Annotated in this window: 16 protein-coding genes; 14 read left to right on the top strand and 2 right to left on the bottom strand. The window is 62.8% G+C overall.

Features of this window, described 5'->3' with window-relative positions; all coding sequences use genetic code 11:
- The first annotated feature begins 30 nt into the window (after positions 1-30).
- The 6 genes from PSH80_RS23620 to PSH80_RS23595 all read left to right on the top strand — a co-directional run bounded on the left by PSH80_RS23620 (position 31) and on the right by PSH80_RS23595 (position 9,712).
- Entirely contained in the window at positions 31-1,626 is a 1,596-nt protein-coding gene (locus tag PSH80_RS23620) for an FAD-binding oxidoreductase (RefSeq protein ID WP_169989760.1), read from the top strand.
- A 4-nt stretch (positions 1,627-1,630) separates the two neighbouring features.
- Positions 1,631-3,220, top strand: a complete 1,590-nt coding sequence (locus PSH80_RS23615) for a glycerol-3-phosphate dehydrogenase/oxidase (protein WP_057960737.1) — start codon at positions 1,631-1,633, stop codon at positions 3,218-3,220.
- Between the two features lie 10 nt (positions 3,221-3,230).
- Positions 3,231-4,820: an FGGY-family carbohydrate kinase gene (locus PSH80_RS23610; RefSeq protein ID WP_305418499.1), complete on the top strand. Its 1,590-nt coding sequence runs from the start codon at positions 3,231-3,233 to the stop codon at positions 4,818-4,820.
- Between the two features lie 107 nt (positions 4,821-4,927).
- Positions 4,928-6,238 (top strand): phospholipase, encoded by a 1,311-nt coding sequence (locus PSH80_RS23605; protein WP_128593456.1) that lies wholly within the window; start codon positions 4,928-4,930, stop codon positions 6,236-6,238.
- 54 nt (positions 6,239-6,292) lie between these two features.
- Entirely contained in the window at positions 6,293-8,278 is a 1,986-nt protein-coding gene (locus PSH80_RS23600) for a DUF1302 domain-containing protein (RefSeq protein WP_081044311.1), read from the top strand.
- A gap of 60 nt (positions 8,279-8,338) precedes the next feature.
- The gene (locus PSH80_RS23595; RefSeq protein WP_115129093.1) at positions 8,339-9,712 is read left to right on the top strand and encodes a DUF1329 domain-containing protein; all 1,374 of its coding nucleotides are present in this window, start codon (positions 8,339-8,341) and stop codon (positions 9,710-9,712) included.
- A 66-nt stretch (positions 9,713-9,778) separates the two neighbouring features.
- On the opposite strand, the gene PSH80_RS23590 is transcribed toward PSH80_RS23595, so the two are convergent.
- Positions 9,779-10,615, bottom strand: coding sequence for a GntR family transcriptional regulator (locus PSH80_RS23590; protein ID WP_239688445.1), 837 nt, complete (start codon positions 10,613-10,615; stop codon positions 9,779-9,781).
- Between the two features lie 258 nt (positions 10,616-10,873).
- Here PSH80_RS23590 and PSH80_RS23585 point away from each other — a divergent pair, with 258 nt between their 5' ends.
- Genes PSH80_RS23585 through PSH80_RS23575 form a run of 3 tightly spaced genes read left to right on the top strand, consistent with a single transcriptional unit; the run spans position 10,874 to position 15,453 of the window.
- A complete protein-coding gene (locus PSH80_RS23585; RefSeq protein ID WP_169989758.1) occupies positions 10,874-13,480 on the top strand; it encodes an aconitate hydratase in 2,607 nt (868 codons plus the stop codon).
- A gap of 31 nt (positions 13,481-13,511) precedes the next feature.
- Positions 13,512-14,726, top strand: a complete 1,215-nt coding sequence (gene prpF / locus PSH80_RS23580; protein ID WP_120734205.1) for a 2-methylaconitate cis-trans isomerase PrpF — start codon at positions 13,512-13,514, stop codon at positions 14,724-14,726.
- Entirely contained in the window at positions 14,716-15,453 is a 738-nt protein-coding gene (locus PSH80_RS23575; RefSeq protein WP_057960731.1) for a transporter substrate-binding domain-containing protein, read from the top strand. The genes prpF and PSH80_RS23575 overlap by 11 nt, the downstream gene beginning before the upstream one ends.
- A 437-nt stretch (positions 15,454-15,890) precedes the next feature.
- Here the strand turns inward: PSH80_RS23575 and PSH80_RS23570 are convergent, their stop codons facing one another.
- Positions 15,891-16,502 (bottom strand): TetR/AcrR family transcriptional regulator, encoded by a 612-nt coding sequence (locus PSH80_RS23570; RefSeq protein WP_029292295.1) that lies wholly within the window; start codon positions 16,500-16,502, stop codon positions 15,891-15,893.
- Positions 16,503-16,618: 116 nt separating this feature from the next.
- On the opposite strand from PSH80_RS23570, the gene PSH80_RS23565 reads away from it, so the two are divergent.
- The 5 genes from PSH80_RS23565 to PSH80_RS23545 are packed head-to-tail and all read left to right on the top strand — an operon-like array spanning position 16,619 to position 22,740.
- Positions 16,619-18,397, top strand: a complete 1,779-nt coding sequence (locus PSH80_RS23565; RefSeq protein WP_305418493.1) for an ABC transporter ATP-binding protein — start codon at positions 16,619-16,621, stop codon at positions 18,395-18,397.
- Positions 18,391-20,118: an ABC transporter ATP-binding protein gene (locus PSH80_RS23560; RefSeq protein ID WP_169989754.1), complete on the top strand. Its 1,728-nt coding sequence runs from the start codon at positions 18,391-18,393 to the stop codon at positions 20,116-20,118. The genes PSH80_RS23565 and PSH80_RS23560 overlap by 7 nt, the downstream gene beginning before the upstream one ends.
- A complete protein-coding gene (locus PSH80_RS23555; protein ID WP_169989771.1) occupies positions 20,118-21,050 on the top strand; it encodes an ABC transporter permease in 933 nt (310 codons plus the stop codon). Before PSH80_RS23560 ends, PSH80_RS23555 begins: the two co-directional genes overlap by 1 nt.
- The gene (locus PSH80_RS23550) at positions 21,047-21,979 is read left to right on the top strand and encodes an iron chelate uptake ABC transporter family permease subunit (RefSeq protein WP_169989752.1); all 933 of its coding nucleotides are present in this window, start codon (positions 21,047-21,049) and stop codon (positions 21,977-21,979) included. The genes PSH80_RS23555 and PSH80_RS23550 overlap by 4 nt, the downstream gene beginning before the upstream one ends.
- Entirely contained in the window at positions 21,976-22,740 is a 765-nt protein-coding gene (locus PSH80_RS23545) for an ABC transporter ATP-binding protein (protein ID WP_198817869.1), read from the top strand. Before PSH80_RS23550 ends, PSH80_RS23545 begins: the two co-directional genes overlap by 4 nt.
- Positions 22,741-22,745 lie beyond the last annotated feature (5 nt).

The raw sequence follows: 22,745 nt of genomic DNA, 5'->3' as shown, positions 1-22,745 counted from the left end.
AAATCACAAGATCTGCTGGGAGAAACAGGCATGCGACGCTGGAACGGCTGGGGCGAAGAAACCACGCAGATGGAGATGCCCGCCCATGGGGCAGCGTTTCTGCGCGAGCGATTGGGCGACGGGCACACCCTGCCGGACGCCAGCCTGGACAGTGCCCTGGCCGCAGTGCCCGCGTCGCGGCTGGCGCCCCACGCGCTTTACAGCATCGAGCCCCGGGACCGCCTGATGCATGCCCGCGGTCAGAGCCTGCCGGACTGGCTGGCCCTGCGTGAAGGTGCGCTGGGTCGGTACCCGGATGCTGTGGCCCTGCCGGAAACTGTCGAACAGATCCGCCAGCTGCTGGCCCTGGCCGACAGTGCCGACCTGTGCCTGATTCCCTATGGCGGTGGCACGTCCGTGGCCGGACATATCAACCCGCCGGCGTCCACGCGCCCGGTGCTGACGGTGTCCCTGGCCCACATGAACCGCCTGCTCGACCTCGACGAACAAAGCCTGATCGCCACGTTCGGCCCCGGTGCCAGTGGCCCCCAGGTGGAGAGCCAGTTGCGTGCCAAAGGCTACACCCTGGGGCACTTCCCGCAGTCCTGGGAGTTGTCGACCCTGGGCGGCTGGGTGGCCAGCCGCTCGAGCGGCCAGCAATCGCTGCGCTACGGGCGGATCGAGCAACTGTTCGCCGGCGGCACCCTGGAAACGTTCGCCGGGCCCCTGGAAATCCCGAGCTTCCCGGCCTCGGCCGCCGGCCCTGACCTGCGGGAAGTGGTGTTGGGCAGCGAAGGGCGCTTCGGCATCATTTCCACGGTCAAGGTCCGGGTCAGCGCGCTGCCCGAGGACGAGCGTTTCTATGGCGTGTTCCTGCCCGACTGGCCACAGGCCCTGCAGGCGATCCGCCGACTGGTGCAGGCACGGGTGCCGCTGTCGATGCTGCGTCTGTCGAATGCCATGGAAACCCAGACCCAACTGGCGCTGGCTGGCCATCCCCATCAAATCGCCTGGCTGGAGCGCTACCTGGCACTGCGCGGGGCTGGCGAGGGCAAATGCCTGCTGACTTTCGGCGTCACCGGCAATCGTCGGCAGAATGCCTTGTCGTTGCGCCAGGCGCGCCAGCACCTCAAGGCTTTTGGCGGGGTGTTCACCGGCACCCTGCTGGGCAAGAAATGGCAACAGAACCGTTTTCGCTTCCCCTACCTGCGGGAGAATCTCTGGAATGCCGGCTACGTGGTCGACACCCTGGAGACTGCGACCGACTGGTGCCATGTCGACGCCTTGTTGCACGCGATCGAGGCCAGCCTGCGTGACTGCCTGGCGGCCGAGGGCGAGCGGGTCCATGTGTTTACCCACCTGTCCCATGTCTATGGCGAAGGTTCGAGCATTTACACCAGCTACGTGTTCCGCCCGGCGACGGACTACCCGGCCACCCTGGAGCGCTGGAAGGCCCTGAAGCAGGCGGCCAGCCGCACCATCGTCGACAACCACGGCACCATCAGCCACCAGCATGGCGTGGGCAAGGACCACGCGCCCTACCTGCCGAGGGAGAAGGGCGAACTGGCGATGGCTGCGCTGCACAGCCTGAGCCGGCATTTCGATCCGGCCGGGCGTCTGAACCCCGGCACCCTGCTGGAAGACTAGGCCCATGAGCGATGACTGGAATGCCCAGTGGCGCGCGGCCGTGCTGCCGCAGCTGGCGAATGAAACCTGGGACTTGATCGTGATTGGCGGCGGTATCAGCGGCGCCGGGATCCTGCGCGAGGCGGCCCGGCGCGGTTGGCGCTGCCTGCTGTTGGAGCAACGGGATTTTGCCTGGGGCACCTCCAGCCGCTCGTCGAAAATGGTCCATGGCGGCCTGCGCTACATCGCCAAGGGCCAGTGGCGCCTGGCCCGTGATTCGGTACGCGAGCGCCAGCGCCTGATGGGCGAAGCACCGGGGTTGGTGGAGCCCTTGAGTTTCCTGATGCCGCACTATCGCGGCGGGTTCCCCGGACCGCGGGTCTTCGGCGGCTTGCTGCGCCTGTATGACGCCCTGGCCGGTTGTCGCAGCCGCCAGTTTCATAAACCTGCACAACTGCGCTACCTGGCGCCGGGGTTGATGGAGCCGGGGCTGCTGGGGGCGTCGCAGTTTCGCGATGCCCTGACCGACGATGCGCGCCTGGTCATGCGTGTGTTGGCCGAGGCCCGCGCCGATGGCGCCTGGGCGCTGAACGGCCTGCGGGTGCGCCAGTTGCTGCGCGAGGGCGGGCGGGTGTGTGGGGTCGAGGTCGAGGACACGCAAGGCGCTGCCGTTATGCAAGTGCGTTGCGCGGTGCTGGCAGTGGCCACCGGCGCCTGGGCTGAACGCCTGCAACCGGATGGTGGGCAGCGGCAGTTGCGGCCCTTGCGAGGCAGCCACTTGTTGTTGCCGGGCTGGCGCTTGCCGGTGGCCCACGCCTTCAGTTTCATGCATCGGCGCGACGGTCGCCCGGTATTCGTCTTTCCCTGGGAAGGGGCCACTGTGGTGGGCACCACCGACCTGGATCATCGCGAGGACCTGGACCTCGGGGCGAGCATTACCCGCGAAGAACTCGACTACCTGCTGGAGGCCTGCGCCCAGCCGTTTCCCAAGGCCGAGGTAACGGCGGCGGACGTGCTGTGCACCTGGTCCGGGGTGCGCCCGGTGGTGGGCGCCGCAGACTCCCAGGCCAAGCCCTCCAATGAAACCCGCGAGCATGTGCTGTGGCAGGAGCCGGGCTGCGTGACGTTGGCGGGGGGCAAGCTGACCACCTTCAGGCCCCAGGCCATCGAGGTGTTGCGGGCCTGTGCCGGGATGCTCGGGAAGACCCTGGAGGATGACGGCGCGCCAGTGTTCCAGGCCGTGCCGCTGCAGGCGATTCCTGGGCTGAGCGCCGCCGGCCTGCGGCGTCTGGCCGGGCGCCATGGCCGTGACCTGCCACGTTTGGCCCGGCTGATACGCAGCCTGGGCAGCGAGTGTGTCGGCGCCAGCGATACCTTGTGGGCGGAGCTGGCGTTTGCCGCCGAGGCCGAGATGGTCCTGCACCTGGACGACCTGTTGTTGCGCCGCACCCGTCTGGGGTTGCTACTGCCCGACGGCGCCGCTCACTACCTGCCAGACATCCGCCGGCTATGTCAGCCGCGCCTGGGCTGGGACGACACGCGCTGGGAACAGGAACAGCAGCGCTACCTGCAACTCTGGCAACGCCATCACAGCGTCCCGTCCGCCTCGATCTGAAGAGCGCGTCATGAATAAAGAGAGCTTCGTGGATAACAATTCCCCCGACAAACACTATGTGCTGGCGATCGACAACGGCACCCAGAGTGTCCGCGCGCTGTTGTTCGACTTGCAGGGCAATCTGCTGGGCAAAGGCAAGGTCGAGTTGCAGGCCTACTACTCCACGCAGCCCGGCTGGGCCGAGCAGGATCCGGATTACTACTGGCGCAAACTGGGCGAAGCCTGCCAGCAGTTGTGGGCGCAGACCGGCATCGACCGCAGCCTGATCCGTGGCGTGTCCCTGACCACCCAGCGCGGCACCTTGATCAATGTCGATGCCCAGGGCCAGGCCTTGCGCCCGGCGATCCTCTGGCTCGACCAGCGTCAGTGCGAGCCCGAGGGCGGGATCAAGGGCCCGTGGGGCTGGCTGTTCAAGTTGATCGGCGCCGAGGCCACGGTGGACTATTTTCGCGCCCAGGCCGAGGCCAACTGGATCGCCCAGCATCAGCCGGATATCTGGGCCGCCACCGACAAGTTCCTGCTGCTCTCGGGCTTTCTCAGCCATCGCCTGACCGGGCGTTTTGTCGACTCGGTGGGGTGCTGCGTGGGCTACTTGCCCTTCGACTTCAAGCACCTGCGCTGGGCCGCGCCCCGGGACTGGAAATGGCAGGCCCTGGCGGTGCGTGCGCAGCAGTTGCCGCGCCTGTATAAGCCAGGAGAAGAACTGGGCCGCATCACCGCCGAGGCCAGCCGCCACACCGGGATCCCCGAGGGCCTGCCACTGATTGCCGCCGGCTCCGACAAGGCCTGCGAGGTGCTCGGTTCCGGCGTGGTGGAGGCGACGACCGCGTGCCTGTCCTACGGCACCACGGCGACCATCACCACTACCCGCTCGCGCTACCTGGAGATAGTGCCGCTGATCCCGCCGTATCCGGCGGCGATCCCCGATCACTACAACTGCGAAGTGATGATCTATCGCGGCTACTGGATGGTCAGCTGGTTCAAGAACGAGTTCGGCCTGCGGGAAATGCAGCAGGCCTGGGAGCAGGGCCTGGAACCGGAGCAACTGTTCGATGCGCTGGTCAACGCGGTGCCGCCCGGCTCCATGGGCCTGACCCTGCAACCCTACTGGTCGCCGGGCATCCGCGAGCCGGGCGTAGAGGCCAAGGGCGCGATGATCGGCTTTGGCGACGTGCACACCCGTGCCCATATCTACCGGGCGATCCTCGAGGGGCTGGCCTATGCCTTGCGCCAGGGCAAGGAGCGTATCGAGCGCCGGTCGAAACTGTCGATCAAGCGCTTGCGCGTGGCCGGTGGCGGTTCCCAGAGCGACGCGGCGATGCAACTGACCGCCGATATCTTCGGCCTGCCCGCCGAGCGTCCGCATGTCTACGAGGCGTCCGGGCTGGGGGCGGCGATTGCCTGTGCGGTGGGGCTTGGGCTGTACCCGGACTTCGATACCGCCATCGCCGCCATGACCCGCACCGCCGAGGTGTTCATGCCCCAGCCCGAGGCGCAACAGATGTACGACCGCTTATACCGCGAGGTCTACCTGCACATGTATCGCCAGCTCAAGCCGCTGTACCAGAGCATCCGCGAGATTACCGGCTACCCGGCGTAGGCCCAGGCTGTATGGCGCTATTGGAGAGTCGTTTTGGCAAGATCGGACAGTGTCGGGGGATACCCGGATTGTTAGGCTGAACGCATCTACAAAAAGAGCGTAAAGCCATGAAGTTGCCGTCGTTGCTGCTGTGCCTGGGGCTGTGCAGTCTGTCGCCTGGGGCCGGTGCATGGTCCAATCACAGCGTGGGCAGCTACCTGGCCCTGCGGGATTTGCCCGCGTTGCGCGAGGCGCCCGAGGTGGCGGTCGAGTCCCTCGAGCAGTTTGTGTCCGAGCAGTACCCAGGGCTGGTGGCCTTGCTGGACGAGCAGGAAAACTTCGCCCGCAAGCACTTTCCCGACTACCCGCCGCGCCCCGACAACCTGCGTCTGGCGCCGCAGCCTGGGGCCGATCTGCGCCGGGACTTGCTCATGGCCCTGCGGGTCAACCCACAGATCCACCTGGCCCAGGTGATCCAGCCCATGCCTGGCGAGGACCTGGCTGGGCGCCCGCAGCTCAAGGCCACCGAAGTGATGGTCGAACAGACCCTCTCGCCGTGGAATCGCCAGCGCTTTATCCAACTGCAGCCGGGGCAGACGGTCGCGCCGCTGGCCGTGCTGGCAACCGCCGCGGACGAGCCGGACTACGGCCACGATATCAACCTGTTCAGCGATAACCCAGGGGCGGTCGGCGCACTCTATGGCTTCGGTGTGCAGTCGTTTGGCGACGCGCGCTTCCAGTACAGCTCCCAGGCGCCGTTTCATATGGGCTTCTTTCACGAGAGCGCGGTGGTCTATGTGGCGGCGCCTTTCCTGTTGCGCAACTGGCCGGACTGGCGGGCCTACCAGTACTTCGGTCTGGCGCGTTTTGCCTTCGCCAATGGCCATCCCTACTGGGGCTATCGCTTCCTCGGCTGGGGCATGCACTACCTGCAGGACCTGACCCAGCCGTATCACGCCACCACTCTGCCGGGCGATGACTTGACCAGCATGCTGCTGATGGAAGGCAAGGCCCTGGCCGGCTACGACAGCGACAAGCGGGCGGCGATCGAACGTGTCGCCACGCGCCACAACGAGGTGGAGCGCTACCAGTTCGCCTGGCTGCGCCACCTGCTGCTGACGGGGGCGGATAACCCGATGCTGACGGCCTATGCCGACGCCACGCAGGACGCCGATTACCCGGCTTACTCGACGGACTACCTGCGCCAAGTGGTCAGTGCCCAGGCGGATGCCCAGGCCGTGGCGTTCGACGAGGCCATCGGCCAGTGGCTGACCACGCCCGGGGCGACCCAGAGCTTCAGTGCCGGCAACCAGTTGCCCGCCGAACGCTACGACCATGCCCGGCTCAACGAACAGTTGGTGCAGTTGCTACGCCACTTTGGCGCCCACAGTCGCAACTACGTCAGGGCTGGTCTCGACCGCCCGGCGCCGGCGCAGTAACAACAGACAACGCAGTGCAATAACAACAAAAAAGGTTGCAGGGGAGAGACGGTAATGAGCACCACAGTGCGCGCGCAAGGCTCGGGATCCGAGGGTAAATGGTCCATCACATCCACTGGGGCGGGCGTCGGCCTGGTAGGTCTGTTGCAACTGTGCAGCGGCGGGACCGTGCAGGCCATGGAGTTCAGCGTGCTGGACAACCAGGTCACCGGCTCGTTCGACAGCACCCTGTCTTATGGGCGTCTGTGGCGGGTCCAGGGGCGTGACAAGGGCAACGACGACGTCAACACCAACGACGGCAATCGCAATTTCGATACCGGGCTGGTTTCCGAGGTGTACAAGATCACTTCGGAGCTGGAAGCCAACTATCAGAACTACGGGCTGTTCGTGCGTGGCACGGGGTTCTATGACACCCAGATCATGGACAAGCGCAACGACTACTACCGCAACAACAGCCCGTCGCAACCCAGCCAGAGCCATCCCCAGGATGACCACTTCACCGACCAGACCCGCGACATTGCCGGTAGCCGTGTAGAGATTCTCGACTCCTACATCTATGGCAACTGGGACGTTGGCCAGATGCCTCTGACCGCGCGCCTGGGGCGCCAGGTGTTCAACTGGGGCGAGGGCATTTTCTATCGCGGCGGGGTCAATACCACCAACCCGGTGGACGCGGCCAAGTACCGCCTGCCGGGCGCCGAGGTCAAGGAAGTGCTGATGCCGGTGGAAGCCATCAGCTTCAATATCGGCTTGAGCGACAACCTGTCGATGGAGAGCTTCTATCAGTGGAACTGGAAGGAGACCCGCATCGACCCGGTCGGCACCTTCTATTCCCAGAGCGACCTGTTCGCCGATGGCGGCCGCACGGGGTACAACAACTTCACCGGCAGCGCCCTCGACACCCCGACGCCCATTGGCGGCAACGTCATCGGGTTATACGACGCCCTGGGCAACAACCCGATGTTCGGCGGCATGCTGCGCAGTACCGGGCTGTATGCCAACGGCATGACCCCGGCCTACGGCAACACCCTCAAGGTGGCGTCCATCGGCAAGGACTACAACGCGCGCAACGATGGCCAGTACGGCTTTGCCTTCCGCTACATCGCCGAGGAACTCAACAGCACCGAGTTCGGCCTGTACCTGGTCAACTACCACGCCAAGGAGCCGACCATCGCCGCAGACCTGGCGGGCTACAAGGGCATCGACATGGCGGCGCTGACCAGCATGCTGTCGTCGGTGGCCGGCAGCCAGGCCGCGGCCTTGGCCAATGGCCTGGCGACGGTGGATGTAATGGGCAATATCCAGGCGCACCGGCGTTATGCCGAAGACATCCGCATGTATGGCTTCAGCTTCAACACCACCCTGGGCAAGGCCTCGGTGTTTGGCGAGCTGGCCTACCGGCCGAACCTGCCGATTGGTATCGCCGCCACCAACGACCTGATCGGCGACCTGGCCAATGGCGCCGGCGCGGCGGCGGGCGGGCAGTTCATCAATGTCGGCGGGCAGATGGTCAACCTCAACAGCCAGATCGACAACTCCGAGCGCGTCGAGGCCTTCAACACCTCGCTGGGCAGCATCTACAACTTCGGCCCGGGCCTGAGCTTCGACTCGCTGTTCGGCGTGTTCGAACTGGCCTCCGAGCACCTGCGCGGCAGCAGCCTGAAGTACCAGGCCTACGATGGCAGCACCCGCTACTACGCGGGCAGCGGCAACACCTCTTATGTGTCTGGTGGTGAGCGTGATGACCAGGTCAGCCGTGATTCCTACAGCTATACAGTGATGTTCAACGGCACCTGGAACGACGTGTTCGCCGGGGTCAACCTGTCGCCCTACGCGGTCTACAAGGACGACTTCAAGGGCAACTCCTATCAGGCCGGCAACTACATCGAGGGACGCAAGGCTTACACCCTGGGGCTCAAGGCCAACTACCAGAACAAGCTGGAAGCCGAGCTGCAATACACCGAGTTCTTTGGTGGCGGCCAGAACAACGTGATCCGCGACCGCGACAACATCGGTTTCAACCTCAAGTACTTCCTGTAAGCCGCTGCCGTGCTGCGGCGCGAGGGCGGCTGCCCGCCCTCGTTTTTTTGGAGATTTGCCATGTTCCACACACCTCGAATACTCACCGCCAGCCTGGCCCTGGCCCTCGGCCTGGCCGCCGGCAATGCGCTTGCTGCGCTCTCGCCCCAGGATGCGCAACAGCTCAAGGCCCAGCTCACACCGCTCGGCGCCGAGCGCGCGGGCAATGCCGCCGGCACCATCCCGACCTGGGAAGGTGGGATCACCCAGGCCCCCAAGGGCTATGAAAAGGGTAAACACCATGTCGACCCTTTTGCCGGCGACAAGCCGCTGTTCACCATCACCAAGGCCAACCTGGAACAGTACAAGGCCAACCTGACGGCGGGCGAGATCGCCTTGTTCAACAGCTACCCCGACACCTTCCAGATGCCCATCTACCCAAGCCGGCGTTCTGGCTCGGCGCCCCAGTGGGTGTATGACAACACCTTCAAGAACGCCACCAGCGCCAAGCTGCTGGACGGCGGCACCGGCTTCGCCGACGCCTTTGGCGGCGTGCCATTCCCCATTCCGCAAAACGGTGTGGAAGCACTGTGGAACCACATCACCCGCTATCGCGGCACCTACGTGGTCCGCCGTGCTTCGGAAGCGCCCGTGCAGCGCAATGGCAGCTTCGCCCTGGTCACGTCGCAGCAGGAAGGGTTGTTTAATTATTACCGGCAGGGCGGGCAGTACGCCGACCTGAAGAACATCCTGTTCTACTACCTGACCTTCGTAAAAAGCCCGGCCCGCCTGGCCGGTGGCGCGACCCTGGTGCACGAGACCCTCGACCAGATCAAAGACGCGCGCCAAGCCTGGATCTACGACGCCGGCCAACGCCGTGTACGTCGCGCGCCGAACCTGGCGTACGACACGCCGATCTCGTCCTCCGATGGCCTGCGCACGGCAGATGACACCGACATGTTCAACGGCTCGCCGGATCGCTACGACTGGAAACTGCTGGGCAAGAAGGAAATCTACATCCCCTACAACAACTACAAAGTCGCCAGCGCCGACGTGAAATACGCCGACCTGCTCAAGGTCGGACACCTCAACCCGCAATACACGCGCTACGAACTGCACCGTGTGTGGGTTGTCGAAGGCACCCTGAAACCGACGGCGCGTCACCTGTACTCCAAACGCGTGCTGTACCTCGATGAAGACAGCTGGGGCGCAGCGGTGGTTGACCAGTACGACGGTCGTGGCGAACTGTGGCGGGTGTCGATGGCCTACCTGAAGAACTTCTACGACCTGCCCACGACCTGGAGTGCATTGGATGTGTTCCATGACCTGCAGGCGCGGCGTTATTACGTGCAGAACCTGGATAACGAAGAACCGCAGACGGTGGATTTTGGCCAGGCGATTCCTGAGGATTCTTACTTTATGCCGTCGGCGTTGCGCTTGCGGGGCACGCGGTAGGTCTATCGGGATTTGAGAGAGCTGCGCAGGCGAGCGCAGCTCTGTGAGGGACCGTCCAGGCCGGGGCTATTCGAACAGCGCTGGATCTACTTTCTTGCGCCGAGCCTGTTCCAAGTGTTTGCGCATTTGGTCGGCTGCTGCAAGGCGGTCTCCTCGTTCGAGGCAATCGAGAATGGCCAGATGCTCCTGGGCCTGGCCCTTGCGTGGCGCTCGCGTGCTGGCTTGGCGGTATTCCACAAGCCTACGCAATTGGTTTAAACGGCGGACCGTTTGTTGCAGGAAGCGATTGCCGGAACACCCCGCCAGCGTCTCGTGAAACTGGGCGTTCGCTTCGAACAACTCCTGAGGCGTCATGCTCAAGTACCCACCGCCGGCAATGAACTCTTGCTGCTTGCGACAGGCCGCCAGCGTTTCACCATCGATCAGGAATGCGGGGGAGAGCAGGCCGGATGGCTCGATGGTCGCGCGCAAAGCATAGCTTTCTTCATACGCCTCCACTGAGTCGATCATGGGGAGAAAACGCCATCCTTGGCCGGCACGCTGTTCAATCCATCCTTCCTGTTGGATGCGTGATAGAACGGCCCTCAGCGCCGCCCGTGACACATCGAACTGACGCATGAATTCAATCTCGGTGAACAGCTCCGGGAGCTGCCTGCCCAGACGCAATTCGGCAAATTTCAGGTACAGCGGATCGTCACTGCCTTCCATGACTTGCGAGGCCAGATCGACGAGATCCTCGCTGGACCTGGCCAAGAAAAAGCCGCGATTGCGGTCGTAAGTGAGCATGCCTTTTTCGACCAAATGGCCCATCGCAAACTTTACCGGCGTGCGCGAGACGTTCAGCGCCGCCGCCAACTGCGACTCAACCAGGTGATGTCCGATAGCAAAGCGTTCACGACGCACGAGAGAAACAATGTCACGCGCAATGCGTGCTTGCAGCGGGCTTAGGGGCATCGGATCGAGACCAAGTAGAGCTGACCATGGAAGCCCCATTCTAGCGTGACGGTAAGCTTAACCACACCGTAGAAATCGTGGGCGTGGGTGGGCGCCCGATTTGACCGGTACGATGAAGCGGATAAAGCCTGGATTGATCTATATCGCGATAAAGTTCAATATGCGCTTCACAAAAACATTGCCCGTGCAGCCTGTGAGGATTAGCCAATGCCTATGTCAAAGCGTCGAACCGTTAGCGCCAACGGAGTCGAGTACCGTGTCAGCGATATCCGCGGGGTTGTAACTGATCTGGGGGGTGATTACGCAACGCTGCCCTACAGCTTGCGAATCCTGGCCGAGAACGTTTTGCGTGGCGAGACTGATCCTGAAGCCGCACTGAAAGTGATTTGTGCACGCTCCAAAGAATTCGACATTCCGTTTCGACCGGCCAGGGTTGTGCTGCAGGATTTGTTGGGCACGCCGGCACTGGTCGACCTTGCCGGGTTGAGAGATGCCGTCGCCGAGAAAGGTGGCAACCCGCGCCTGGTGAACCCTGTCACCCCCACTCACCTTGTTGTGGATCACTCACTCAATGTCGAGCGTTGGGGCGATGCCAGCGCGCAGGCCGATAACGAGGCCATCGAGCGCGTACGCAATGCCGAGCGTTTCCAGTTCCTGGACTGGTGCAACAAGGCGTTCAGCAATCTTTCGATCATTCCCTCGGGCAAAGGCATCCTGCACCAGATCAACCTTGAGCGCCTGACCACCGTCGTGGGTACTCAGCGCCGTGGCAATGAGCTGTGGGCTTTCCCGGATACGCTGGTAGGTACCGACAGCCATACAACGATGATTAACGCCATTGGCGTGTTGGGCTGGGGGGTTGGGGGGATCGAAGCCGAAGCTGCGATGCTGGGCAAATCGCTGATGCTGCGATTGCCGGACATTGTCGGGGTACGCCTGGAGGGCTACTTGCCTGGGGGCTATCTTGCGACCGACATCGCGCTGGCGTTGACTGAGCAACTTCGTAAAGCGGGGGTTATCGGTGCTTTCCTGGAGTTCTTCGGCCCGGGTGTCGCGCAACTGTCGCTGGCAGACCGGGGAACCTTATCGAACATGGCGCCGGAATTCGGTGCGACAGCGGCAATGTTCGCAATTGATGATCGCACGCTTCACTACCTTCGTATGACCGGGCGTGGCGGTGAGATTTCCGGCCTCACCGAGGCGTATGCGCGTGCACAGGGTCTGTGGCATGACAGTCTCGCGGGCGTTGAGTACAACCGGGTCGTGACCCTTGATCTCAGCACCGTCGCGCGCTCGATTGCCGGGCCGAAGCAGCCTCACCAGCGTATTGTGCTGGGGCAAAAGGCGCCTGCTACCCAACTGCCTGGCGGCCTGGACAATGGCTCTGTGGTGCTCGCCGCCATCACCAGTTGCACCAATACGTCCAACCCCCGTGGAGTGATTGCTGCTGGGCTGGTTGCACGTAACGCCCGCAAGCGTGGACTGAAAAGAGCGCCTTGGGTTAAGACATCCTTCGCACCGGGCTCGAGGGTGGTGTCGGACTATCTTGAGCGGTCTGGCTTGAATGAGGACCTGGATGCGTTAGGTTTCAACCTGGTCGGCTATGGCTGCACGACCTGCAACGGTATGTCCGGCCCGTTGCTCAGTACCGAAATCGAAGACGAAATTCGGGCTCGCAAGCTGGAAACCGTGGCCGCTACTTCCGGCAACCGTAACTTTGAAGGGCGTGTTCACCCGTTGGCCCGCGAAGTCTTCATCATGTCTGCGCCGCTGATCGTTGCGTACGCGATTGCAGGTACCTACCTGATCGACCCGGAAAAAGATGCATTGGGTCTCGACGACGATGGCGTGCCGGTCTATCTCCACGAATTGTGGCCGAGCGATGAGGAACTGACGCAAATCGAAGCCGATAATCTGACTGCCGATTTGTTCGACAAGGCCTACGAAGATGTTCCCCGTGAAGCGGGCTTGATTGCCAGCGACCTGCGCGCCGGCGTCAGCGATCAGTATCCCTGGCAGGCCAACAGCACCTACATCCGCAAACCTCCCTACTGGAGTGATGCGGTGAGTGCGACAGACACCACCCAGGACCTCAGCAACATGCGTGTGCTGGCCATGCTCTCGGACAACATCACCACCGATCACATCTCGCCCTCTGGCGCGATTCTTCCAGAAAGCGATGCGGGTCAATACCTGCAATCCCACGGCATCGCGGTACAGGACTTCAACTCATATGGCACTCGCCGTGGCAACCATGAGGCCGCGCAGCGTGCGACCTTCGCAAGCCCCCGCCTGAAAAACGAACTGCTTGAAGATGGCCGTGAAGGCCCGTGGACATTGCTTCTGCCCGAGAAAAAAGTCACCACGATTTTCCAGGCCGCGCAGATTTACGCACAACGCAAGCAGCCGCTGATCGTTGTGGCCGGCAAAGAGTACGGCAGCGGTTCTTCCCGTGACTGGGCGGCAAAGGGCCCGCGCCTGTTAGGCGTGCGGGTGGTCGTGGCCGAAAGCTTCGAACGCATTCACCGCACCAACCTGGCGGGTCTCGGCATTCTGCCTCTGCAGTTTGAAGACGGTGTTTCTCGCCAGAGCCTGGGCTTGAACGGACGCGAATTATTCAGCGTTGAAGGCATCACCCAAGACTTCCAGCCGGGCGCAACAATCACCCTGGTGATCGAACGTGAGAATGGCGAGAAAGAGCGGGTGTCGGTCTTGAGCCGCCTGGACACCTTCGAAGACGTTCGCTACTTGCGCAGCGGTGGTTTGCTGCCGCAGCTGCTGATCGAAAGTATGCAGAGCGCCTCCCTCAACTGATGCAACGCTGATTCGCTGGAGTAAAACTAGAATGACCCAAAGACGTATTCCTGCCGTTTACATGCGTGGTGGCTCGAGCAAGGGCGTTTTCTTTCTTGAGGAGCACCTGCCGCCCGCAGGTGCTGAGCGGGATGCCATCCTTCTGCGGGTGGTCGGCAGCCCCGATGTGTATGGCAAGCAGATAGATGGCATGGGCGGCGCCACTTCCAGTACCAGTAAGGTGGTGATCATCGGTCAATCCAGGCGTGACGACTGTGATGTCGACTATCTGTTTGGTGCACCCGCCATCGAGACGGCGGTCATCGACTGGTCTGGTAACTGTGGAAATCTGAGCGCGGCGGTTGGCCCCTACGCGATATCCGAAGGTCTCGTCGAGGCACCGCTTGATGGCATGGCCGTTGTTCGTATCTGGCAGGCCAATATCCAGAAAAGAATCATTGCTTATGTTCCGATGCGCAACGGCGAAGTCCAGGAAGAGGGCGACTTCATGCTCGACGGCGTGGCATTTCCGGCAGCGGAAGTCGTTCTGGAGTTTCTCAACCCCGGTGGTGCAGACGGCAGCCTTCTTCCAACGGGGAATGCCGTCGACGAACTGGACATACCAGGCCTTGGTAAGCTTGCAGTGACATTGCTGAATGCCGGCAATCCGACAATCTTTATAGACGCGCAGCAGGTGGGCTTGAAGGGAACCGAGACACAAGACCAGGTCAACGGTGATACGCAGTTACTTGCCCGGCTGGAGACCATTCGCGCGCATTGCACTGTAGCCATGGGCTTGGCCGCGAGTGCTGACGAAGCAACACGGTGGCGTCCTCATACGCCGAAGCTTTGCCTGGTTGCCAGGCCGCAACCCTACAAAGCCGCCGGGGGTAAGCAGGTTGAGCCTGAGGACATTGATGTGATTGCGCGAATACTTTCAATGGGCAAGCTTCACCATGCGATCACTGGCACCGGAGCGGTTGCCGTGGCAGTTGCCGCAGCGCTTGATGGCACCTTGGTCAATCGCATCGTCGGCAATATCGGCGATCGCCAGGTGCGCATGGGGCATACCGCCGGCAGCGTCGCGGTCGGCGCGAAAACCGTCCTGGAAGATGGCGCCTGGGTGGTTGAAAAAGCAGTGATGAGCCGGAGTGCACGCCGACTGATGGAAGGCTGGGTATGCCTCCCCGAACTCCTTGTTGACCCTATGCATCGACGTGCTCAGCCATGTTCCATGGCGGCTAAGGCGAGCAACCATGAACGTTGATATGGCTGCAGTACGAAATGATTTAGCGCCAAGTGGTGAACTGCGAGTGGCGATCAACTTGGGTAATCCCGTTTTGGCCCAGCGCGATGCGGTCACTGGCCGATTGGGAGGCGTCTCGGTTGCACTCGCGAACGAGTTGGCGAAGGAGTTGGGGATTGCAGTCAACCTGATGCCATACGACGCGGCTGGGAAAGTGTTCGCGGCCCTGGAGGAGGGGGGTTGGGATTTGGCGTTTCTGGCTATCGAGCCTGTACGAGCGCAAAAGATCACTTTCTCCAGTCCCTATGTGAGCATCGATGGCACCTACCTCGTTCATGCAGCAAGCCCTTTCGAACGTGCATCTGATTTGGATATGCAAGGCCACAGAATTTCTGTCGGCCGAGGTGCTGCGTATGACCTGTACCTGTCACGCACCCTGCAACATGCTGAGCTTGTTCGAGCGGACACCTCTGCAAGTGCCGTCGACCTCTTTTTACAGCAGGGGCTGGAAGCAGCGGCCGGGGTCAGACAGCCTTTGGAGCGGTTTGCAAACTCAACCACAGGGGTCAGGGTAGTGAAAGACAACTTCACGGAAATTCGCCAGGCGATGGCTGTTCCGAAAGCACGCAGAATTGCGGCTGAATACATCGAAGACTTCATCTGCCGTCTCGTGAGGCGTGGTTTTGTGGCCAAGTTGTTAGCTGATAGTGGGCAAGGCGATGTACGTGTTGTGGTGCCGATTATTTGAACTGTGGCTAGTTAGCGAGGGCATCTTTGTTGGCGCCAAGGGGGTGGGCAAATCGAGGTTTGGGGGGAGAGGCTGAATGTCTCGGAGGAGGGGATAGGTACGCGCTTCTCGGTGCGGCGACACCGACGCAATCACTGCGTTTGCAACGCGAAGCTTCGCGCAAACTCATCCGCTCAACGCAAGTACTTCGTTCCGAACAGGACTTGATGTGGCCGCAAACACTGGATGAACATGTCGAACTGTTTATCCAGCATTTCCCGTGTATGTGCATGCAGATCTGCTTTTTCTTGTCCCAGGCAAGGAGCCCGGACGCCAAGTCGAAAGAGTTTATTGCGCAACTACGTAGTTTTCTGATCTGGATGGCCTCAGAAACCGGTTAAGTCCAGATTGGAACGATTACATCCTATCGGCCTGCCCAAGGCAGGCCTTGGCAACGCTCAGGCAACGCCCTCCACCAATACCAACGCCCCCACCACCAACGCCTCCATCCCCCGCGCCAACTCCACCTCCATCTCCGCTTCTTCCGTATCCCGCGCCGTTTCCACCACTGGCTCCCGCTGCGTCACCGTATACACCGTATCCGCCACCGCCATGCAGTGAAACGCCACCGTCGCCAGTAGCCACCGCGCCTGTTCCTTGCTCACCCCAAACCCCTGCGCAATCAACGCTTGGTGCCCATCAATCTTGGCCAGCATCGGCGCGGTCGCTGCCGCGCGGCGGATCACGTAGGGAGTCAGCCCGGGGTGGGTTTTGACGAACTCGCGTACCGAGGTGGCGAACACGATCAGGTAGTCCTTCAACCCACCGTCGGCCTCGCCGCAGTCCTGGGGGATCTGCCAGCGGGTGAAGATTTCTTCAGCAACCATGGCCTTGAGCGCTTCGAGGTTGGCCACGTGTTTGTACAGCGCCATATGGCTGACCCCCAACGCCGCCGCCAGGCCGACGAAGGTGATGTTGGGCAGGCCCATCTCGATGCCGGCGTCGACGATGCGCTCGCGGGTGATGCTCGGCGGGCGGCCGCGGGTGGCGGTTTTTTTTGCGGGTTCCATGGGTATTCCTTAATCACTGAACACAAGGTTGTAGCTGTCTTGTCGGCTTTGCGCAAATTAGTTTATAGTCATGCAACTAAATATGATTCTGATTCTCAAACGGACCTTTTCTGTCAATGGACTCTCCTGAAGCGGCTTCGGCCAACCCTCAAGTTGCAGGCACGCTTAGCCGGATTCTGACGCCTATCCGTGGGCGTCTGTGTGTCGCCGCAGGGCTTGCCGCTGTCGGCGGCATGCTGACGCTGGTGCCGCTGGCGGCCATCGCCCATATCGCCGCACGTGTCCTCGGCGCTGGCGGTCAGCTGTCGAGCGAAGTGTGGTGGGTTGTTGGCCTTAGTGCTTTAAGCCTTTTCGCGGGGATGGCATTGATTTTTACCGCTGAGCTGCTCGCCCACCTGGCCGACAATCGCCTCACTCACCATTTACGCCGCGCGATCACCCAGCGCCTGAGCCGTGTGCCGCTGGGTTGGTTCAGCAGCCGAGCATCGGGCGAAGTGAAACGGGCGATGCAGGACGATATCAATACGCTGCACAGCCTCACCGCGCATTTCTACACCACCGCCGGGCGCGCGGGCGGAGCGGTGTTGGTGTCGATGGTTTACCTGTTTGCGATGGACTGGCGTTTGGCGCTGGTGTCGCTGTTGCCGTTTGCCGGGTATTTCCTGTTTTTCTCGCGGGCCATGCGCGCCAGCGGCGCGAGTATGCAGGAATTTGTCAGCGGGATGGCTCGCATCGACAACGCGGTGGTGGAGTTCGTCAACGGCATTCCGGTGGTCAAGGCTTTCGGCGCCAGTGGCAAAGCGCACGGGGCTTATCGCAGCGCCATCGACACCTTTGCCACGACCTTTATCGACTTCACCCGCCCGCTGGTGGCGTCGATGGCGAATGCCAACGCGATGATCGCGCCGGTCACTGTGCTCGGCGTAGTGCTGGCAGCGGGCACGCTGTTTGTTAGCCTGGGTTGGATCGCGCCAGTGGACGTGCTGCCCTTCGTATTGGTGGCGCCGGGTCTGAGCGCGCCGTTGCTGCTGTTGCACTACATCACCCACGATTTGAACAACGCCACCGGCGCTGCGCAGCGCGTGCAGGGGTTGCTGGACACGCCGACGTTGACGCAATCGGCCGTGCAGTTGCCGAGCGGCAACGCAATCTGCTTTGAGCAGGTCGGCTATGCCTATGAGCGCGACCACGCGGTGTTGAGGGACATCAACTTCACCCTGCAACCGGGCACCACCACGGCCATCGTCGGCCTGTCCGGCGCCGGCAAGTCAACGCTGGCGCGCCTGCTGCTGCGGTTTTTCGATCCCAGCAGTGGGCGCATCACTTTGGGCGGTGCGGACCTGCGCCATATCGATACGCCGCTGTTGTACCAGCGCATCGGTTTTGTGCTGCAAGAGGTGCGCCTGATCAACGCCAGCGTGCGCGACAACATCGCCCTCGGCCGACCGTCCGCCACCGCGCAACAGATCGAAGACGCCGCCCGCGCGGCGAATATCCACGAGCGCATTCTGCGCCTGCCGCGTGGTTACGACTCGGTGATCGGCGAGGACGCCCAGCTCTCCGGCGGCGAGCAACAGCGCCTCAGTATCGCCCGTGCAGTGCTGCTGGACCCGCCAGTGCTGGTGCTCGACGAGGCCACCGCCGCTGCCGATGCCGACAACGAAGTGGCGATCCAGGAAGCACTGTCACGCTTCGCCCACGGCCGCACATTGTTGGTCATCGCCCATCGGCTCGACACGGTGATGCACGCCGATCAGATCCTCGTGATCCACGACGGCACCCTGCACGAGCAGGGCCGTCACGCCGACCTGCTGGCCCATGGCGGGCTCTACGCGCGGTTATGGCAACTGGGCGATTACGCCCGCAGCGAATCACAGGTGGTGCAACCATGCTGAAGACTTTTGTGCGCCTGCTCGGTGAAGACGCGCCCACGCTGCGCCGCTATGCCGTGATGGCGGTGTTCTACGGCCTGCTCAGCGGGCTGACCCTGATCACGCTGGTGCCGCTGATCAGCCACCTGTTGGCCGGTGATGCGCTGGAGGCAGGGCGTTGGTTGGTTGCGCTGCTGTCCGGCGTGACCGCTTGCGCGCTGTGGCGTCGCACCCTCGACAAAGCCGGTGTAGCCGTCGGCGTGGCGGTGCTGCAAGGTGCGCGACAACGCGTCGGCGATCACGTGGCGCGCCTGCCGGTGGGCTGGTTCAGCGCGCAAAACAGTGCGCGGCTCGGCCATCTGATCACCCAGGGCATGATGGCGCTGGCGCAGTTGCCGGCGCATGTGTTCACCCCGGTGATCAGCGGCGCGGTGACGCCGTTGGTGCTGGTTGCCGCGCTGTTTGCCTTGCACTGGCCCTTGGGTGTTTTGGCGTTGCTGGCGCTACCGGTGTTGGTGGGCGTGATGCTGCTCACCGCGCGCCTGGGCCACAGTGCCGACAACACCTATCAGCAGAACTTCGCCCAGACCAGCCAGCGCATGGTCGAGTTCGCGCAGGCCCAGTCGGTGTTGCGCGCGTTCAATGGTAGCGGCGGCGCCACGCGTTTGCTGGACCAGGCCATCGACCAGCAACGCCAGTCCGGCCAGCGTTTGATCTATCGCTCCTCATTGTCGGCGGTGTTCAATGCCTGGGCGGTGCAAGGGATCTTCTGCGCGTTACTGGTGGCGGTCGCGCTGTGGTGCGACGCCCTGGATGCCCACGAAGCCATCGCCGCCTGCGTGGCCTTGGTGCTGGTGTGTCGTTATATCGAACCGCTGCTGGAAGTGGCCAGTTATGGCGAGATCCTGCGCAGAGCCAACGCCCAGCTCGATGAGGTGCACAGCATTCTTGCCGAGCAGCCGTTACCGGTCGCCGCGCAAGCGAAAATGCCCATGGATAGTTCGGTGGAATTGCGCAACGTCAGTTTTCGTTATGCCCCCGACGAACCCCAGGTGCTGCGCGGGGTGAGCCTGCGTATCGAGCCGGGCAGCATGACCGCGCTGATCGGCCCGTCGGGCTCGGGAAAGACCACGTTGGTGCGGCTGCTGGCGCGCTTCTTCGATGCGAACCGGGGCCAGGTGTTGATCGGTGGCGTGGAGGTGCGCGAGATGTCCGAAGCGGTGCTGGCCGCGCAGATCAGCCAGATTTTCCAGGACACCTACCTGTTCCAGGGCAGCATTGCCGACAACATCCGCCTTGGTAAACCGGGCGCCAGCCTGGCCAAGATTGCGGCGGTGGCGCAGCAAGCCGGCGTGGCCGAGATCATTGCGCGTTTGCCCCTGGGCCTGCACACGCCGGTGGGCGAGGGCGGGGCGCGGTTGTCAGGGGGCGAGCGCCAACGTATCGCCATTGCCCGTGCGTTGCTCAAGGACGCGCCGATCCTGCTGGTGGACGAAGCCACCGCCGCCCTCGACACCTACAACCAAGCCGCCATCGCCGATGCGCTGGCCAGGTTGCGCGGGCGCTGCACGTTGATTGTTATCGCGCATCAGTTGTCGACGGTGGCCATGGCCGATCAGATTCTAGTGCTGGATGACGGCGAGATTGTCGAGCAGGGCACGCCAGCGATCCTGGCGGCCAGCGCTGGGCGGTACGCGCAGTTTCTCGCCCAGCGCCGGGCGGCCCGTGGTTGGCGGATTGCATGATGCGTCTAGTGGGCTGCGGCGTGTTGCTGGTGCTGTGCGGCGTGTCGCTGCTGGTTGGCGCCCGCGAGATCGACCTGTTGGCAATCGACGGCGACGCGTGGCTGACGCTGACGGCCAGCCGCTTGCCGCGCTTGGCCGCGCTGGTGCTGACCGGCGTGGGCTTGGCGGTGTGCGGGGTGATCTTGCAGCACATCCTGCGCAACAAGTTCGTGGAGCCGGGGACCACCGGCGGCCTGGACGCGGCCAAGCTTGGCATCCTCGTCTCGCTGGGCGTGGCGCCGGCCGCCAGCGCCGGCGTGCGCATGCTGTTTGCGCTGCTGTGTTGCTTCGCGGCGAGCCTAGTGTTCCTGGCGATCATCCGGCGCCTGCGTTTTCACCATACCTTGCTGGTGCCGGTGATTGGCCTGATGTACGGCGGTGTGCTCAGCGCCATTTCCGAGTTTTATGCGTACCGCCACAACATCCTGCAAAGCATGCAGGGCTGGCTGCTGGGGGATTTTTCCAAGGTGGTGCAGGGCAACTACGAGATCATTTATCTGATCCTGCCCATCGTCGCGCTGGCGTACCTGTATGCGCAGCGTTTTACCGTGATGGGCATGGGCGAGGGCATGGCCACCAGCCTGGGCCTGAACTACGCGGCCACGGCGGCGCTGGGCCTGTTGCTGGTGGCCGTGACCGTGGCGGCGACGGTGATCACCATCGGTTCGATCCCCTTTGTCGGCCTGATGATTCCCAATTTGGTGGCCTTGTATTACGGCGAAAACCTCAGCCGCACTCTGCCCATCGTCGCCCTCGGCGGTGCCGCGTTGCTGCTGGCCTGCGACATTCTCGGGCGCCTGCTGATCTTCCCGTTCGAAGTGCCGATTGGCCTCACCGCGGGCATCGTGGGTGGCGGGTTGTTCCTCGCGTTGATCGTCTGGAGGCAGCGATGAAGCGGCTGTGGGCCTTGGTATTCGCCCTGGCGTTGGGCTTTGTGCTGTTCCGTTCGGGACTGGATTTTGACTACGTGATCCCCAAGCGGCTCGCGCGGTTGGCGGCGATGTGTATCGGCGGGGTGTGCGTGGCGTGGTCGTCGATCATTTTCCAGACCCTCACCGGCAACCGCATCCTCACGCCGGCGATCATGGGTTATGAAGCGGTGTACCTGTTGTTCCAGGCGTTGTTGGTGTTGTTGCTGGGCACCGCCAGCCTGATGCTGCTGGGCAGCCAGGGCAATTTTGTGCTGTCGGTGCTGCTGATGCTCGGCTATTCCTGGGCGCTGCAACGCTGGTTGCTGCGCGAGGGTAACAGCAACGTGTACTTCCTGTTGCTGCTGGGCCTGGTGTTGAGCCTGGTGATCGGCACGGTCACGCAGTTTGTGCAGTTGAAGATCAGCCCCGGCGAGTTCTCGATCCTGCAAGACTTCAGCCAGGCCTCGTTCAACCGCGTGCAGCCGCAGCAACTGCTGTTCTCGGGGTTGTTGGTGGCGGCGCTGTGCCTGGGCTTTGCACGCACGTTGCCTACCCTCGATGTGCTCGCCCTGGGCCGCGACCAAGCCATGTCGCTGGGGGTGGATTACCCGCGTGTGGTGCGCCTGCAACTGGCATTGGTCGCGGCGTTGGTGGCGATCTCCACTGGGCTGCTGGGGCCCACGGCGTTCATGGGGGTGCTCGTGGCCAACACCACCTATGCGTTGGCGCGCACGTTCCGCCATCGGGTTACGTTGCCCATGGGCAGCACGATTGCCATCGCGATTTTTATCACGGCGCAACTGCTGGTCGAACACGTCTTCAACTACAAGACCACCGTCAGCATTCTTGTGAACCTGCTGTGCGGCACGTATTTCCTGGCGCTGATGCTGCGCACCCGAGGCACCCGATGATCACTGTGCACAACCTCCACAAAACCTACGGCACCCAGACCGTGCTGGCTGGCGTCAACGCGAACTTTGCCGCTGGGCGCCTGACCTCGCTGATTGGCCCCAATGGCGCCGGCAAGACCACGCTGTTGATGATGATCGCGAGGCTGATGGCACCGAACGGCGGCGACATTCGCCTGGATGGCCGCCAGGTCAGCGATATCCCGCTGCGCGACTACGCCAAGCGCGTGGCCACCTTGCGCCAGGCGCCGGATTTCAACCTGCGCCTGACCGTCGAGGAACTGGTGGCCTTCGGGCGCTTCCCTTACAGCCGTGGCGCGCTGACCGGCGAAGATCACCGCGTGATCGATGACGCGCTGAGCTTTCTCGCGCTGCAACCCCTGCGCCGCGCCTACCTCGACGAGCTCAGCGGCGGCCAGCGGCAAATGGCGTTCCTGGCCATGACCATCGCTCAGCAAACCGACTGCCTGCTGCTAGACGAGCCGTTGAACAACCTCGATATCAAACACGCCGTGCACATCATGCGTGCGCTGCGCCGGCTGTGTGACGAGCAGGGCCGTACGGTGATCCTGGTGGTGCACGACATCAACTTCGCCGCCCATTACTCCGACCACATCCTCGCGATGAAAGGCGGTGCCGTGCATTGCGCCGGCAGCGTGCCCGAGGTGGTCAACGAAACCCGCCTGGGCGAACTGTACGAACTCGACTTCGAGATCACCCACGGCGCCCGTGGCTGCCTGTGTAACTACTTCAACCCCGCATGAGAACT

Source organism: Pseudomonas sp. FP818 (assembly GCF_030687335.1).
Taxonomy (GTDB): Bacteria; Pseudomonadota; Gammaproteobacteria; order Pseudomonadales; family Pseudomonadaceae; genus Aquipseudomonas; species Aquipseudomonas shahriarae.
Note: the sequence above shows the minus strand (reverse complement) of the source record. Positions and strands in the feature narration are given on the sequence as shown.

What these genes read in the sequence shown, in the direction of transcription:
- PSH80_RS23565 (WP_305418493.1), top strand. Translation starts at nt 16,619, where the DNA reads ATGGACTCTCCTGAAGCGGCTTCGGCCAACCCTCAAGTTGCAGGCACG.
- PSH80_RS23605 (WP_128593456.1), top strand. Translation starts at nt 4,928, where the DNA reads ATGAAGTTGCCGTCGTTGCTGCTGTGCCTGGGGCTGTGCAGTCTGTCG.
- prpF (WP_120734205.1), top strand. Translation starts at nt 13,512, where the DNA reads ATGACCCAAAGACGTATTCCTGCCGTTTACATGCGTGGTGGCTCGAGC.
- PSH80_RS23620 (WP_169989760.1), top strand. Translation starts at nt 31, where the DNA reads ATGCGACGCTGGAACGGCTGGGGCGAAGAAACCACGCAGATGGAGATG.
- PSH80_RS23560 (WP_169989754.1), top strand. Translation starts at nt 18,391, where the DNA reads ATGCTGAAGACTTTTGTGCGCCTGCTCGGTGAAGACGCGCCCACGCTG.
- PSH80_RS23545 (WP_198817869.1), top strand. Translation starts at nt 21,976, where the DNA reads ATGATCACTGTGCACAACCTCCACAAAACCTACGGCACCCAGACCGTG.
- PSH80_RS23585 (WP_169989758.1), top strand. Translation starts at nt 10,874, where the DNA reads ATGCCTATGTCAAAGCGTCGAACCGTTAGCGCCAACGGAGTCGAGTAC.
- PSH80_RS23570 (WP_029292295.1), bottom strand. Translation starts at nt 16,502, where the DNA reads ATGGAACCCGCAAAAAAAACCGCCACCCGCGGCCGCCCGCCGAGCATC.
- PSH80_RS23615 (WP_057960737.1), top strand. Translation starts at nt 1,631, where the DNA reads ATGAGCGATGACTGGAATGCCCAGTGGCGCGCGGCCGTGCTGCCGCAG.
- PSH80_RS23610 (WP_305418499.1), top strand. Translation starts at nt 3,231, where the DNA reads ATGAATAAAGAGAGCTTCGTGGATAACAATTCCCCCGACAAACACTAT.
- PSH80_RS23595 (WP_115129093.1), top strand. Translation starts at nt 8,339, where the DNA reads ATGTTCCACACACCTCGAATACTCACCGCCAGCCTGGCCCTGGCCCTC.
- PSH80_RS23575 (WP_057960731.1), top strand. Translation starts at nt 14,716, where the DNA reads ATGAACGTTGATATGGCTGCAGTACGAAATGATTTAGCGCCAAGTGGT.
- PSH80_RS23600 (WP_081044311.1), top strand. Translation starts at nt 6,293, where the DNA reads ATGAGCACCACAGTGCGCGCGCAAGGCTCGGGATCCGAGGGTAAATGG.
- PSH80_RS23555 (WP_169989771.1), top strand. Translation starts at nt 20,118, where the DNA reads ATGCGTCTAGTGGGCTGCGGCGTGTTGCTGGTGCTGTGCGGCGTGTCG.
- PSH80_RS23550 (WP_169989752.1), top strand. Translation starts at nt 21,047, where the DNA reads ATGAAGCGGCTGTGGGCCTTGGTATTCGCCCTGGCGTTGGGCTTTGTG.